This window comes from bacterium (assembly GCA_030655055.1).
Taxonomy (GTDB): domain Bacteria; phylum Edwardsbacteria; class AC1; order AC1; family EtOH8; genus UBA5202.
Map to the genome: position 1 here is coordinate 1 of JAURWH010000031.1, position 15,075 is coordinate 15,075.

The following is a 15,075-nucleotide window of genomic DNA, read 5'->3' on the forward strand; positions in this document are numbered from 1 at the left end:
AAGCGGCCATCAAGGCCATCGAGAAGTTCGGCACCGGCTGCACCGGCTCCCGCTTCCTCACCGGCACTTTGGACATGCACAACCAGCTGGAGGCCAAGCTGGCCAAGTTCCTCAACAAGCAGGCGGCCCTGGTCTTCTCCACCGGGATGCAGACCAACCTGGGCGTCATCTCCTGCCTGGGGACCAAGGACGACATCCTGATCACCGACAAATACGACCACGCCTCCATCCTGGACGGCTGCCGGCTGTCCTATTCACCGATGCGCCGCTTCCAGCATAACGACGCCCAGAGCCTGGACCGGGTGCTGCAGGGACTGGACCACGGCAAGGGAAAGATGGTGATCGTGGACGGCGTCTACAGCATGGAGGGCGACATCGCCGACCTGCCCGGCATCACCAAGGTCTGCCAAAAGCACGGGGCCCGGCTGCTGGTGGACGACGCCCACGCCCTGGGGGTGCTGGGAGCCCACGGCCGGGGCACCGCCGAGCATTTTGGTCTGGAGAAGGAGACCGACCTGATCATGGGCACCTTCTCCAAGAGCTTCGCCGCCATCGGCGGAGTGGTGGCCGGGGATTTTGAGGTGATCGACTACGTCAAGCATTTTGCCCGGAGCATGATCTTCTCGGCCGCCCTGCCCCCGGCTTTGACCGCGGCCGTCTCGGCGGCGGTGGACGTGCTGCAGGACGAGCCGGAACTGCTCAAAAAGCTCTGGCACAACACCGACAAGATGCTGAAAGGGTTTAAGGACCTGGGCTACGACACCGGCTCGGCCTGCACCCCCATCATCCCGCTGATGATCGGCTCGCGGGAAAAGGCCTTCGCCTTCTGGAAGCACCTGATGGACCACGGCATCTTCGCCAACCCGGTGATGTCCCCGGCGGTGCCCGAGGGCCGGGAGATGATCCGCACCAGCTTTTCCGCCGCCCACACCGATGCCCAGCTGGACCGGGTGCTGGAGGAATTCAAGGCCGCCGGGAAGGAACTGGGATTGATCTGACCGAAACAAGTTTACTTTCAAAAAGGAAGCCCGATGGATCCGGGCTTCCTTTTTTACTTTATGGTTTGGACTACATTGGACTACAGCGGAGGAATCATTTATAACTCATCCCCCACCCCTTCTCTTGACAAGAGAAGGGTAAGTGAAAGCCAGCACTGAGAAAGGCTTGCGTTTGACTGACGAAGTGGGGTTGAGTTCACTCCCTTTTTTATTTCAATAAATCCTCGATTTATCCTTGACTTTAAAATTGGCTTGTGTTAAGTTTAAATGTTGGCCTTCGACACGAAGGCCGTGGATCAAATGATCAATTTCACCCTTACGGAGCTTTTGTCCCATGTCTCCCTTAGCCGATTTCTTCCTGCTTTCCAAAGAGCAGATACTGCAGAAAGCCGACAAACTGAGGACCGAAGGCAAGCCCGGCAAGGCGGCCGAGCTGCTGGCCTCCGGCCTCAAGAACAATGTCGAGGACTTTGAACTGCTTACCGCCCTGGCCGGGGCCCATCTGGCCGATGAAAAAGGCCGAGACGCCGCCGCCGCCTTAAAGAACGCCGTCAGCCTGGTGCCTTCGCGTTCCAAGGAAGTGCTGGAAATGGCCGAGGAGCTTTTTTACAACGGCAACCGCTCTTCCGACCTGGGTGACCTGGCCTTTGAGATGAACGTCTCCCGGCGCAACATTGAACCGGCCGTCAAGATACTGAAGACCCTGCCCGACCGGGACATCGACGCCATGCTTTCCCGCTACGGCAAGGTCAAGGAATCACTGGACCGCTATCAGGGTCCGGCCAAGCCGGCCGGCACCAGGGCCAAGGACACAGGAGTGCTTTTTACCCTGGCCCTGCTTCATTACCGCAAGGGCCAGCCCCTGCCGGCCTTTGACCTGCTGGACACCATAGCAGCCCAGTCCCCGGAAGAACATACCCCTGTCAATGAAGCCGCCTTTCAGATAGCCGCCACCGGGGCCGGGGTGACCGAAGTGGCCATGCGCTACGGCGACGTGCTGCTGAAGACCGGACAGAATGAAAAAGCCCTGGAGCTTTATTCCGAAGCGGCCAAGGTCCAGGACCCCCAGTCGGTGATAGACCGGTTGAAGAGCCTTTTGGAAAAAGAACCGGACAACATTGGCGCTTTGGCCCTGAGCATCCAGCTCTACCTCAAGAAACAGCAGGCCCTGCCCGGACTGGAAGCCGCCAAAAGGCTGTGGAAGCTGGACCAGAGGCACCGGGAAACCATCCTGGCCCAGCTGCGGGAGATCTTGAAACTTGACCCCCAGAACACCGGCGGGTTCATGTTCATGGGGGATTGCGCCCTGGAAGCCGCCAAGCTGGAGCTGGCCATGACCTCCTTTGCCCGGGTGGCCGAACTGGCCCCGGAGCTTTTGTCCGAAGTCCTGTCCCGCTATCACCAGATAATGGAAAGATCTCCGGGGAACCTGGAGGCCGCCACCCGGATCATAGACGCCTATTCCGCGGCCGGGCAGACCGACCAGGTGGTAAGGTCGCTGAGGGAGATGGTCTCCAAGGACGCCACCCTGGTGGATATGGCACTGGAAAAGCTCAACGGGCTGCTGCAAAAGAACCTGGATCAGCCCCTGGCCCTGGAGTTTCTATCTGAATGCTATCTTTTGCGCCAGGAAAATCTGAAGGCGGCCAGGGTTTACCAGTACCTGGCGGGGTTGGGGAGTGAGTGGCTGGAAAAAGCCCTGCCCAAAATGCAAAACCTGCTGGCCAAGGAGTTTGACCCGGCCCTGGCCCCTCCGCTGATGGAACTGCTGATAAAGAACCAAAAACTGGCGGAAGTGGTGATGCTGGGCGCCGAACTGGGGAAAAGAAATCCCGCCGGCTGGCCGGAATTCCTGCCATTGCTGGATTCCGTATCACCCCAGGCCGGCCCCCAATTCAACCAGAACCTGGCCAAGCTCTGCCAAAGCCTGGAACAGCAGGGCCAGGACCAGCCGGCCGTCCAATTGGTCAAAGCCGCGGCCTGGGCCAGGTCGGATGAGCAGCCGGCGGCCGCCGTTTTGTTCTCTAAGCTTCACCAGCAGCCGGGGCTTTCGTCAGCTGCCAAGAATTCCCTGATGGAACTGGTCCGGGAGTTTCCCCGGGCCGGTCAGCTGCAGCTGGCCCTGGCGGAAATGCACCAGCGCAATGCCGAGCCGGTGCCCATGGCCGCCGCCCTGCTGGCTGCCTCCTCCAGCGACAAGACGCTTTTACCCCAGGTCAGCGCCAAACTGCAGGAGCTCCTGCGGCAGCAGCCCGATGACCTGCAGCTGCAGCTGTTGCAGATGGAGCTTTTATACCAGCAGCGCCTTCTGGACAAGGCCTTTGACCAGGCCAACATTATCGTGGCCAAATGGCCCGGGGCCGGATCGGCCAAGGCTTACCTGCGCCTGGGACAGGTCTATCTGGAAAAAGGCGAGCTGACCAAGGCCGGCGGCGGATTGATGAAGGCCTCGGAGCTGGACGGCTCCCTTTCTGATGAAGCCCTGCTGAACATCGCCAAACTGCTGGAGGTCGACGACACCAGCCTGCCCGGTCATTATGCCCGGGCCAAGGTCCTGATGCATCTTAAGAAATACGATGGATCGCTGGACGAACTGCTGTTCGTGACCCAGCGGGAGCCGCGCTGGGCCGAAAAGATCCTGGCGGACATCAAGGATATCCAGACCGCCGACCCGGCCAATCACCGGGCCCTGGTGGCCGATGCCCAGATAAACATGGTCTTGCAGAATTTCGGCCCGGCCGCCTCCGCTTTAAGCCAGGCCCTGGAGCTGGCCCCGGAGATAGCCGACCAGGTGGTGGCCTTTTACCGCCAGATGCTGGCCAAGAACCCGGACCAGCCCCAGGTGAAAATGGCCCTGGCCAAGTCGCTGGTGGTCAAAGACTCTTTGGACGAGGCCGTGGCGCTGATCGAACAATCGTTGTCTAAGGATGCCGCCCTGGCCGAGCCGGCCGTCGGGCTGCTGCGCCAGGTGCTGCAGCGGGACAAGGAAAATGTCGCCGGCCTTTATCTTTTGTCCCGGATCTACGCCCAGCGGAACGCCTCCGAACAAAGCGTGGAAATGCTGCGGCAGATACTGGAGCTGAGAGAGGACCAGTCGGCCGAAGTGTCATCCCGGCTCCAGGCCCTGATCAGCCAGTTTCCCCAGGCGGCTCCGGCCCGCTACCTTCTGGCCGAGCTCCAGTGCCGGGCCGGCCGCTATGACCTGGCCCTGGCGGAATACGAAGCGGTGGTGAAACAGAGTCCCGAGGACCGTCCAAAAATACTGGGATCATTGGCCCAGGTTTTGGAACAAAACCCCAACCAGGCCGAGGTGATCTTCTTCCGGGCCCGGCTTTTGGCCGAGGCCGGCGATATAAAAGCATCGATAGAGGGGCTGGTGCGGGTCTCGGAGCTGGATCCCTCCCGCCGGGTAGTGGCCGCCGCCGCCATCGAGAGGATGATGGCCCAGCACCGCGATATGCCGGAGATACACGAGGCCCTGGGAATAATATATTTTGAAATGGGAAAGTTCCCCCAGGCCAAGGACCTGCTTTCGGGGGCGGTGAAGATGGTGGAGGACCCGGAACGCCGGACCAGGGTGCTGTTCTACCTGGCAGAAAGTTATCTGGCCCTGCGGCAGGAGGAAAAGGCCGAGGAGATCATGGACCAGGTGCGGAAGCTGAACCCCGATGCCGACGAGGTCTTCCGGGCCCTGCGCCGGTTCAACCTGCGCCGGATGCAGGTTGAAGTGGACAAGTCCTACCAGGCCCTGCAGGAGGCCCCGGACGACGAGTTCCGCAAGCTGGACCTGGCCGGAAAACTGGTGGGGGTGGGCAAGCACGATACCGCCATCAACCTGCTGGCCTTTAAGCCCCAGGACAAGGAGACAGCCGGGCGCCGGCTGCTGCTTTTGGCCCGGGCCTTCCTGGGCCGGGGCGAGGCGGTTTCGGCCCTGGAAGTGCTGAGGGCCGTGCCCCTGGCCGAGCACCCCTTCAGCCGCTTCCAGATGGATGTCTGCTATCTGCTGGGGCAGTGCTACGAATACCTGGGCAATTACGCCGCCGCGGTGGCCGCCTACCGGATGATCTACCTGGACCAGACCGATTTCCGGGACGTCAAGCGCCGGATGGAACAGGCCTCGGGGCTGGCAGTGCTGAAAGAACTGGGGCAGAGGTCTACTGCGCTGGAGGCTATGGCTTAAAGGTTATTTCCTCCGTGCATGGGTTTTATGACGGGGTGAATTGGAATTTCTGATAACATCAAATAAAAAAAGGAGCGATCAACGACCGCTCCTTTTTTTATTTCACGTTTGCTATTTAAGGACTACCAACTTCTTGGTATCGTTATACCCGCCTGCTTGTATCCTATAGGGATAGATGCCTGATGACACTTTCTGTCCTGATTCATCCCTTCCATCCCATGTAATGCTGTAGTAACCCGGCTGTTGATTCTCATTCCCTAATGTTTTCACTACTTGCCCGGCTATGTTGTAGACCACTAGGCTCATCTTGCCGGGGTTCTTCAACGCGTAACTGATCGTGGTGGAACCCCTGTGCAACGGATTCGGATAGTTCTGTGATAGCTCGTAGCTCAGCGGAACGAGGTTCACCGTCACCATCAGCTCGCCCTTCAGGGTGTTTTTGTCGTCGAACAACTGGTAGTAGTAGATCCCCGCGGTCTCCACCCGGTCGGTGTATCTATATTTCTGCCCGTTGGGGCTGGCCGAGCCGGGGACCGTGGTGATGACCTGGTAGTTCCGGTCGTCGCTCGAACGTTTGATCACCCACTTGTAACTGTTGTACCAGGACAGGGTGGCCCACTCCAGGTTTACGCCATTGTTCACCCGGGTCGATGTGAAGTTCAATTCCTCGATCGCTAGTGGGCTGGCGCTGACCAAAATCCTAAAAATGCGATCGGTTTTAGCCGGATGCCCGTTGATGTAGTCTACCCAACCCTGATAGGCAATGAGCATTTGATCGCACGGACCACTAGCAAGCGCCGGGTGGCTCTGGTTTCCCGATTGGGTGGTGATGGCAAAAGAATCCCCCAAAATCCCTGAGGTATATACCCGGGTGCCGTAGATATCATAAGAACCGTTGCGATTGTCTTCCCACACCACCAGATAATTTGTACCGCTAAAGGCTACAGAAGGCGAGCTCTGACTATTAGCTGCCGCGGAAATGGCAATGCCGGAAGAATCCAGCACAGCTCCGTCCTGGGTTACCCGGGCGCCGTAGATATCAGAAGAACCATTGCGACTGTCATGCCACACCACCAAATAATTAGTGCTGTCAAAGGCTACGGAAGGCAAGCCTTGACTATTAACTGCCGTGGAAATGGCAATGCCGGAAGCATCCAGCACCGTGCCGGCTTGATTTACCCTGGCGCCGTAGATGTTAGGAGCATAAGAACCGTCTTGCCACACTACCAGATAATTCGTGCCGTCAAAGGCTATGGAAGGTGAGAATTGGTTATTAGCTGCCGGGTAAACGACAATGGCGGAAGAATCCAGCACCGCACCGCCCTGGCTTACCCGGGCACCGCGGATTTTAAAAGAAAAAGAACCGTCTTGCCACACTACCAGATAATTTGTACCGTCAGAGGACACGGAAGGTGAGGATTGGTTATTAGCTGCCGTAGAAATGGCGATGCCAAAAGTATCCAGTACCGCGCCGGCTGTACTTACCCGGGCGCCGTAGATATCAGAATAAAAGCCGTTACGATAGTCTAGCCACGCTACCAGATAATTTGTGCCGTTAAAAGCTACGGAAGGAGAGCCTTGACTATTAACTGCCGTGGAAATGGCAATGCCGGAAGCATCCAGCACCGCGCCGGCTTGATTTACCCTGGCGCCGTAGATATCATAAGCACCATTGCGATAGTCTTCCCACACCACCAAATAATTAGTGCCGTCAAAGGCTACGGAAGGTGCGAACTGGTAATAAGCTGCCGTAGAAATGGCTTTGCCGAATGTATCCAGCACCGTACCGGCTTGATTTACCCTGGCTCCGTAGATGTCATAAGAACCGTTGCGTAAATCTTCCCACACCACCATACAATTAGTGCCGTCAAAGACTATAGAAGGTGAGTATTGGTGATTAGCTACCGTACAAATGGCAATACTGGAAGAATCCAGCACTGCCCCGGCTTGATTTACCCTGGCTCCGTAGATGTCATAAGAACCATTGCGAAAGTCTTCCCACACCACCAGATAATTCGTGCCGTCAGGGGCTACGAAAGGCGAGTATTGGTATAAATTTCCTTTGCAAATGGCGATACCAACCGTATCCAGTGCCACACCGGTCTTGCTTACCAAGACGCCGTAGATATCGGGGTAAGAACCATTGCGATAGTCTTCCCACACCACCAGATAATTGGTGCCGTTAAAGGCCACGGAAGGTTCGACCTGGTTATCAGCTACCGTGGAAATGGCTTTACCGAAAGCATCCAGCAACGCGCCGGCTGTACTTACCCGGGCGCCGTAGATATCAGAATAAAAGCCGTTACGATAGTCTAGCCACGCCACCAGATAATTGGTGCCGTCAAAGGCTATGGTAGGTGAGAGCTGGTCATCAGCTGCCGTGGAAATTGCAATGCCGGTAGCATCTAGCACCGCCCCGGCCTGGCTTACCCGGGTGCCATAGATGTCATAAGAACCGTTGCGTCCGTCTCCCCATACCACCAGATAATTTGTACCGTCAAAGGCTACGGTAGGAGAGAACTGATAATTAATTACCGTGGCAATGGCAATTGCAATGCCGGAAGAATCCAGCACCGCCCCGGCAGTGCTTACCCGGGCACCGTAGATGTCATAAGAACCGCCGCGATAATCTTTCCACACCACCAGATAATTGGTGCCGTCAAAGGCTATGGAAGGTGACCATTGGTTATAAGCTGCCGATACATAAACTATGTTGGTATCTAAGAGAAACTCGCCGGATTTACCAACCTCCGGCCCCTCTAATAATGACTTTGAGGGATTAAGGGTAAGGCCAACCACATTGCCTGTATATCTTTCCGCCCAGGTATCAGCAAATAACACATCAGGGTTTCTACCCCCCATAGACAGATTTTCGACAAACCTCAACCCCCGCCTGGTTCCCTCAAACGCAATCGCCCCATCCCAACCCTGATATACTACCCTGCCATCTCGGATCTCCGGGCCGCAGCCGCCTAAAAACGTATTTAGCGGTATAACCATATCCTGGGCATTACCTTTTGCATCCTGGGCCTTAATTGTCACTCCTCGTTCATCAAAGAAGGCCTCGTAGGACTGGTCTTTAATGACGATCCTTTCTCCTTCCCGCATTGGATGGTGCGATATCTTTTCGATAATCTGGCCCACGTTAAATGGCGTTTCCACCATGGGGGAAGTAATGGGCTTTTGCTGGGCATAAAGTGGCACTGCCATATAAAAAGTCAGCAATCCCAGCAGCCAAGTATAATTTTTATTCAATTTAATATACTCCTTATTTCGAAATCCTTGACTTAAATGTAGAGTATTATGATATTATATATGCAATATTTATGCCAATACTCACGTCAAATCCAATAACATCTAAGAGGTTATATACCATTGCCATGGAATATGTTGATATATGATATGTAATCATGATTAAAAAGTATTAATGCAAAGTATCGTAACCTACTGGCATTTTTTGCACCTCTCCATCAAATAAGCCTTTCTCCGTAAATCATCGGCCGATTTAGCGTTCCAGATCTTCTCCCACTTGCCGTTCAGGATGTTTCCTATCGAGGCAAAATAGCTCTGGTATGATATCCTCTTTCCTGCTCCACGTACCTGTTGTAGCTGACCCACCTCGCTTTCCTTGAAGTCAAGACCGCAGTTGGCTACTAGGCCTAGATGATACACTAAGGCCCCTTGTTGCACGGGTCTTACATGCGAGTCAATTGGAACTTCTGATATCAGAGAAAAAAAGGAGCGGTCAACGACCGCTCCTTTTTCTTTGCATATTGCCTACCAGTTGGCATTGCTGCTGGTTGCTTCCGCTATTTATCTTTTAATAGATATTCCGCATTTTCTATGATCCCTTGTCTGCCAAAAGTCATTGGATAATCCTCATAATCAAACACCAACAATTCCTCTTCTGTTCGAGTTGCTATCTGAATAATTCTTCCTGAGGGGTTTATTATGGTTGTTGGCCCCAATTGATATCTGGATGTATTATTTGAAGAAATAATAAACATTGAGTTTTCCAAAGCCCTGGTCCGTAAATGCCCTTTGGTTAATTCATACTTATCAATATCATCCTTTTCTCCCGTATAGGCAAAACTAACAAAAGCGATGGGAACCTTTTCGATAAATAGTTCCCTGAAGTATTCGGGAAATTCTGCCTCGTAGCAGATTCTTGTAGCATACCTTATATTCCCAGTGTCAAAAATACCTTTCTCATTGCCTCTGGAAAAGTTGTTCTTATCCCAGCCCCATAATGCTCTTTTGGCATAATACGAACATGTATTGTTTTTACGTAATATTGCCACCACATTATATATTTCATTTCCCAATTTCTGTATTCTGCCGAATATCAGGGTAATATTTGTTTTGTCAATCGCCTGCTGTATCCTTTCTTGGCAAATATCCTGCTTCCCTAGGTCATAGATTCTTTCGTCATCAATCATTTGTTCATAATACCCACACAAGGCACATTCTTGCATCAATAATACATCTACATTTTGTTCTATCGCTTTATTTAAACCACGCATGATTGCCAAGTAGTTTTTTTCTATATCGTGATTCCCGGCGAATTGAAATGTTCCTATTCTCATACCAAAATCCTTCAATGATGGATTAACCACCTGTTATGTTAAAACACTTTTATCTTTTAAATCACCCGTTGGACTTGCTGTCCACGCACAGCACTTCGTTCTGCGTATTGTATATCGGACACCCCCCGCCGCACAGCGGCAGTTTCTGGCACCCCTTGCACTTGTCCATCAGATATGCTTTATTGCGAAGATCCACCGCCGGCTTGGCGTTCCATATCTTCTCCCATTTATCGGTCAGAATGTTTCCCAGCGGTGCAAAGTAGCTCTGGCAGGGAATGACACTGCCGTCCGGCTCCACGCACATGTTGTAGCGGGCGGCGGTGCAGGTCTTGACCCCAAGCTCCAGATTCACCGGGTCCAGCTGGCAGTACTGGGTGGGCGTGTACCAGATCAGTTTGAGGTCCAGCTGCCGGGCCTTTTCCCGGATCCTCTCCATCAGCGGCACCAGCTCGGCTTCGGTAAAGCCCAGGCCGCAGGAGGCTCCCTTCCCGGAATAGATCAGCCCGTTGCAGGCCATGGTGGTGATCCCCAGTTTTTTAAGGAACTCCATGGTCTTTTCCATGCCCTTGGCGTTGAGCCTGGTAAGGGTGGTGTTGGTGATGGTGTAGACCGGCGAGGCCACGGCGTTCTTTATTCCCTTGACCGTGTCCTCAAAGGCCCCCTTGCTGCCCACCATCTTATCGTGAACCGAGGCCAGGTGCGATTCCAATGTGATCTGGAAATGGTCCAGGCCGGCTTCGGTCATCTGCTTGACCAGTTTTTTGTCCTTCAGTTTCCGGCCGTTGGTCAAAAGGCCCGTCACCAGGCCGGTCTCCTCGGCATAGGCGATCAGGTCAACCAGGTCCGGCCTTAGGGTGGCCTCGCCCCCGGTAAAGCAGACGTGGGGGATCCCGGTATCCCACAATTTCGAAAGGATCTGTTTCCACTGCCGGGCGGTGAGTTCCTGGGGCATCCGGTCCTTGGGCAGGTAGCAGTGGCCGCAGGCATCGTTGCATTTGTAGGTCAGGGCCAGGTCCATCCGGTAGGGCGCGCTGACCGGGGTCTCGAAGGGCTCTATCCGGTTGATATCCAGATAGGTCACCGGGCAGACGTCGTCGGTGGAGGCCAGGGCGAAGATCTTCTGCTTGAGCTGGTTAAAGTCGTTCTCCAGCGCAGATGGCTTGACCCCCCGGTAGCGTTTTCCCATCTGCTCCGCCGCAGTTTTGGCATCGTCGCCTTCTATGATATGCTTGGCCAGTTCAGCCGCGGTCTGGTTAAGGTGCAGGATCTTGGAGGCGTTGATCACCAGCACCCCCCGGGCATCGGGCTCTATCCGCAGGTGCAGCCGGAAGAACCGGTCGCCCTCCTGCCCCCGGTAGTGGTACAGCCCGGGGGTCAGGGGTCTGGCCCGTTGGAATATGTTCTTCAGCCAAGCCATTTTTTCACCTTTCTTTTTCCCAATAATATTATCGGGATGTCCAGCAGAACCCCGTTGGTTCCCGGGTCTGAAGAGAATTGAGATATCAGCTTATCGCGGTTATAAAAAAACGTCTTGTCCAGCAGCCGGGGCAGCCGCTGTCTGATGGGCTCCGCCAGCAGCCCGGCCAGGATGAACATCGGCCCCACCGGGTACAATATGATCTTGTATTCCTGAACCCTGAGTCTGAGCATTTTGGGCTTTTGTTCCGTCAACAGTCTCTCCGCCAGCCGGCCCCGCAGTTCCCAGTTGTTCCATTGCACGATGACCTGGCCATCCTGAACCCGGACCTGTGACGGCCGCACCCACTCCCGGCTGATCAGGGCCGCGCCCATGGTGGCGGCAAACAGGACAACGATGCCCAGAAGCTTGATCAGCAGGACCGGGCTTTGCATGATGAACCCGCTGAGCAGGATGAAACCTGCGTCCAGCATGGTCAGGCAGATCAGGATAAGACGGGAATATTTGATGGTATTCATTCGGTTTTTATCTCCACCACTTTCAGACGAGAGGTCTGGCCCCGGAGTATGGTGACGGCTGTTTTTCTGACCTTAAAATGCCCGGCCAGGAACTCCACCAGCCTCTGATTGGCTTTGCCGTCCACCGCCGGGGCGGTTACGTAGACCTTGTACCGGTCTACCTCTTTGACCAGCTTCTCGGCCTTGGCATTGGGAACGATCTTTATGTTTAACAGCATAACATTTACTTCTGTCAGCATTTTTTAGTAACCCCACCCTGCCCTCCCCTCGAGGGGAGGGGAAGGGAGAGGTTAAAAAGCCTTAGGAATAAAACAGCCCCTTGTGTTTTGGCTCATGCTTGACAAGCTCTTCTTTCAGCGGCTGGGGTACTTTAGCAATAAGTTTTTGGGCCGGCTTGATCTTCTTGTCCCATAAGGCCCTCACTCCCCTTGGCAGCGGGTGCTGGCATCGGAAAGTGCCGCAGCAGTTCTTGGAGCCGCAGGCGCACTGGAATCCCCAGTCCTGGTCATAAAAAACCCGGTAGTCGTAGGTGGCCTCCTGGCCCTTTTGGATGTCCCGGACCACGATGTCGTATCCCCGGCCGGTGTCCAGGATGTTGGAATCGCAGCAGTGGTTCATGTATTTGGAATCGCCGCAGGGCATCACCACCGAGCCGTCCTTGACGGTGTAGGCGTGGAACAGCAGCTTTTCCTTTTGGGCGGGGGAAAGTTTTTGAAAACTGGCTTTGGGCGTAACTTTGCATTCATGGCATTCAAAGAACACGATGGTTCCCCGGGGGATGAACGCCTTGGCAAAAAGCCCCTGGCCTTTGTTCTTGATCTTTTTTACTTTGAATAATGGAGCTAACATAACTCTTGCTCTCGATGATTTTTGTTTATTGATTTAATTGTATATAATTTAAGCCCTAATTACAAGCAAAAAGAAAACCGTGGTGACTATTACCCTTAATTTATGCTACAGAGCATACCCAATTCATGCTTTGACAAGCAGAAACCATTTCCCCTGTTTCAGACCCCGGGGGGCGGATCGGGGCGTTCGTATTAAAAAACAACAGACATTTACTGCTTTTCCGGTTTAAATTAGTTGAATCCACCGGTTTGTTGTGGTAACATAGCCTGAACTTTCAGAGAATGTAATTTGATGTTTATGGCTGGCGCGGAAAAAAAACACCGTTATAGACCTTCGGTAAACTGGCTTAAGGCCGGCCAGGACCGGAACCAAAGGTTTTTCCCGTTTCACCTGACCAGGAATATGGGAAAAATATTCCTGCATATCGGCCGATGGGAGAAGGCCTCGGCGGCTTTCGGCAAATGCCTGGAGTGGGCGGAAGCATCAGGCAACGAGCTGGAGACCTCGCTTTCATCCCTGGACATGGCCCTGTTGCAGCAGCAAAAGGGTGAGCTGGCCGAGGCCAGATCGCGCCTTGACCAGTGCGCTGCCGTTTTCACCCGGCTGGAGCAGCCGGGCCTGCTGGCGCAGGTATTGAGGCATATCGGCAATATCTACATCGGGCAATCCGATTACCAGACCGCCCTGGCCCATTTCCAGCGCAGCCTGGACCTGGCCGGGCAGACCGGCCAGGCCACAGACCAGATGAGGGCTTACAACGGGCTGGGTCACATCTGCCTGCACCTGGGCGACCTCAACCGGGCCCGTGACTATTTCGAGGCGGAGCTGGCCATAGCCGAGAAGCACGGGTCCGTGACATTCACAGACCTGGCGGTCAGCAACTTGGCGCTGGTGATGGAAAATCTGGGCCACTGGGAAAAAGCCATCGAGCATCATAAGCGGAGCCTGGACATAGCCTCCCGCAGCGGCAACCGCCAGAGCCTGGCCCAGGGATTCATCAATTGCGGGACCGCCTACATCAACCGTTCCCGGTACGACGAGGCGGAGGCCCTGTACCAGAAAGCCCTGGAGATCCATCTCCAGCTGGGGAACCGGTACGGTGAATCCATGGCCCGGTGCAACCTGGGATTTGTCGACATTGGAAGAGACCGGCCGCTGACCGCCCTGCGGCATCTGGGCCACAGCCTGCGGCTGAGCCGCCGGCTGGGCAACCCCCGGATGACAGCCATAGCCTGGGGAGGGGTGGGGCAGCTTTTCCTGCGCATCGGAAGGTACCGGACGGCCCTGATCTACCTGGACCAAAAACTGGAACTCTCCCGGAAACACGGCCTTAAAATGCTGGTGGCCCAGGCCCAGCACATGCTGGGAAGGTTAAAGAACGATACCGGGCACCGGGACCAAGCGGCCGGCCTGCTGGAGGAAAGCCTGGCCGGAGCCCAGGCCATGGGGGACGACAACCTGGCGGCGGAGGCCCTGGGAACGATGGCCAGGGTTCATCTCCGCTCCGACCGCAAAACTGCCGCCCTCCAGGATATCGAGAAGGCCCTGGCCTTGTGCCGCAAGATCCATGCGGACGATCTTACCGGCGAATACCTGTTCCTGCGGGGGGAGCTGCTTTTGGACCGGCCTGCGCCGGATGAAGCCGTAGAAGATTTCCGGCAGGCTTTGATCCTGGCGGAAAGCAATAAACAGAACCTGCTGGCCTACCGCTGCCGCCTGCATCTGGCCGGATTGGGGACAGCAGGCATGGAGACTGCCGTGGCAGGGCTGGTTGACCTTCTGTCCCAGGCCAAGACCATCCAGGAAAGGGCTTATGCTTTGTACCACCTGGGCCTGAACGAAGACCCCGGAAAGTACCGGGAACAGGCCATGGACACGCTGAAGGATCTCTATCGTCAAACGCCCCTCTATGAATACGGCAGGATGATCGAAACGCTTTCAGCCCTGCCCGGGTAAGGCTTTTCTTCCGCTGGTAAATAAAAAAGGCAGCCGTCCGGCTGCCTTTTTATCTTAGAAAACCCCCGCCGGAATATCCCGGCGGGGGTTTTTATGGTGCCCCGCCGTTGGCGGGGCTATTGCCACACTCTGGAGCCAATATGGTGGAGGCGGTGGGAATTGAACCCACGTCCGATAAGGTAAGAACCTAAGCCTCTACATGCTTGTTTTGTGTTTTGGTCTTTTCCCTAAAGGTCTCGCACAAACACGATCCCTAAAGAGAGCAGCCCGTAAGTCTCATCAGTAGTGCCCGGGCCGGGCGTTACTGACCAGCCCATCTTTGCGATGCCGTTTGCAGATTCGATAGGCGGGGACCTGCAGCGGCATGGCAGCTAAAATTAAGCTGCCAGAGCGTAGTTGTAAGTGTCAATTATGACGTTGCCAGTATTTTAACGAGCCCTCTGACTTTCTCGGCATGCCACTTAAACCCTTTCTTTACCGTCGAAACCTGTCGCCCCCTAGTATTTGATTACTCCCCCGCACTGAGAAATGCTCCTTGCCTAACTTGTCGAAGTGTCGCCCCCCTTTTATT

10 protein-coding genes and 1 other RNA gene are annotated in these 15,075 nt (G+C 55.0%); 3 read left to right on the forward strand and 8 right to left on the reverse strand.

The window, feature by feature from the left end:
* Nucleotides 1-998, forward strand: a 998-nt coding sequence (locus tag Q7U71_01345; GenBank protein MDO9390401.1) for an aminotransferase class I/II-fold pyridoxal phosphate-dependent enzyme, incomplete at its 5' end; no start/stop codon positions are given.
* A 334-nt stretch (nt 999-1,332) separates the two neighbouring features.
* A complete protein-coding gene (locus Q7U71_01350) occupies nt 1,333-5,178 on the forward strand; it encodes a tetratricopeptide repeat protein (protein MDO9390402.1) in 3,846 nt (1,281 codons plus the stop codon).
* A 111-nt stretch (nt 5,179-5,289) separates the two neighbouring features.
* Here Q7U71_01350 and Q7U71_01355 read toward each other — a convergent pair whose 3' ends face one another.
* The 7 genes from Q7U71_01355 to Q7U71_01385 all read right to left on the reverse strand — a co-directional run bounded on the left by Q7U71_01355 (nt 5,290) and on the right by Q7U71_01385 (nt 12,548).
* Complete coding sequence (locus tag Q7U71_01355) at nt 5,290-8,433, reverse strand: FlgD immunoglobulin-like domain containing protein (protein MDO9390403.1); 3,144 nt, start codon at nt 8,431-8,433, stop codon at nt 5,290-5,292.
* 189 nt (nt 8,434-8,622) lie between these two features.
* On the reverse strand, nt 8,623-8,850 hold the full coding sequence (locus Q7U71_01360; GenBank protein MDO9390404.1) for an SPASM domain-containing protein: 228 nt from the start codon (nt 8,848-8,850) through the stop codon (nt 8,623-8,625).
* A 137-nt stretch (nt 8,851-8,987) separates the two neighbouring features.
* Nucleotides 8,988-9,764: a carbon-nitrogen hydrolase family protein gene (locus tag Q7U71_01365; GenBank protein MDO9390405.1), complete on the reverse strand. Its 777-nt coding sequence runs from the start codon at nt 9,762-9,764 to the stop codon at nt 8,988-8,990.
* A gap of 61 nt (nt 9,765-9,825) precedes the next feature.
* Nucleotides 9,826-11,181 carry a radical SAM protein gene (locus Q7U71_01370; protein MDO9390406.1) on the reverse strand — a complete coding sequence of 452 codons (1,356 nt, stop codon included), beginning with the start codon at nt 11,179-11,181 and terminating at the stop codon, nt 9,826-9,828.
* Complete coding sequence (locus Q7U71_01375) at nt 11,169-11,699, reverse strand: hypothetical protein (GenBank protein ID MDO9390407.1); 531 nt, start codon at nt 11,697-11,699, stop codon at nt 11,169-11,171. The genes Q7U71_01370 and Q7U71_01375 overlap by 13 nt, the downstream gene beginning before the upstream one ends.
* Nucleotides 11,696-11,917: a DUF167 domain-containing protein gene (locus Q7U71_01380; GenBank protein ID MDO9390408.1), complete on the reverse strand. Its 222-nt coding sequence runs from the start codon at nt 11,915-11,917 to the stop codon at nt 11,696-11,698. Before Q7U71_01380 ends, Q7U71_01375 begins: the two co-directional genes overlap by 4 nt.
* An 82-nt stretch (nt 11,918-11,999) precedes the next feature.
* Nucleotides 12,000-12,548: an SET domain-containing protein gene (locus tag Q7U71_01385; GenBank protein MDO9390409.1), complete on the reverse strand. Its 549-nt coding sequence runs from the start codon at nt 12,546-12,548 to the stop codon at nt 12,000-12,002.
* A 297-nt stretch (nt 12,549-12,845) separates the two neighbouring features.
* Here Q7U71_01385 and Q7U71_01390 point away from each other — a divergent pair, with 297 nt between their 5' ends.
* The gene (locus Q7U71_01390; GenBank protein ID MDO9390410.1) at nt 12,846-14,504 is read left to right on the forward strand and encodes a tetratricopeptide repeat protein; all 1,659 of its coding nucleotides are present in this window, start codon (nt 12,846-12,848) and stop codon (nt 14,502-14,504) included.
* Between the two features lie 141 nt (nt 14,505-14,645).
* On the opposite strand, the gene ssrA is transcribed toward Q7U71_01390, so the two are convergent.
* Nucleotides 14,646-15,002: a transfer-messenger RNA gene (ssrA, locus tag Q7U71_01395) on the reverse strand.
* Nucleotides 15,003-15,075: the final 73 nt, after the last annotated feature.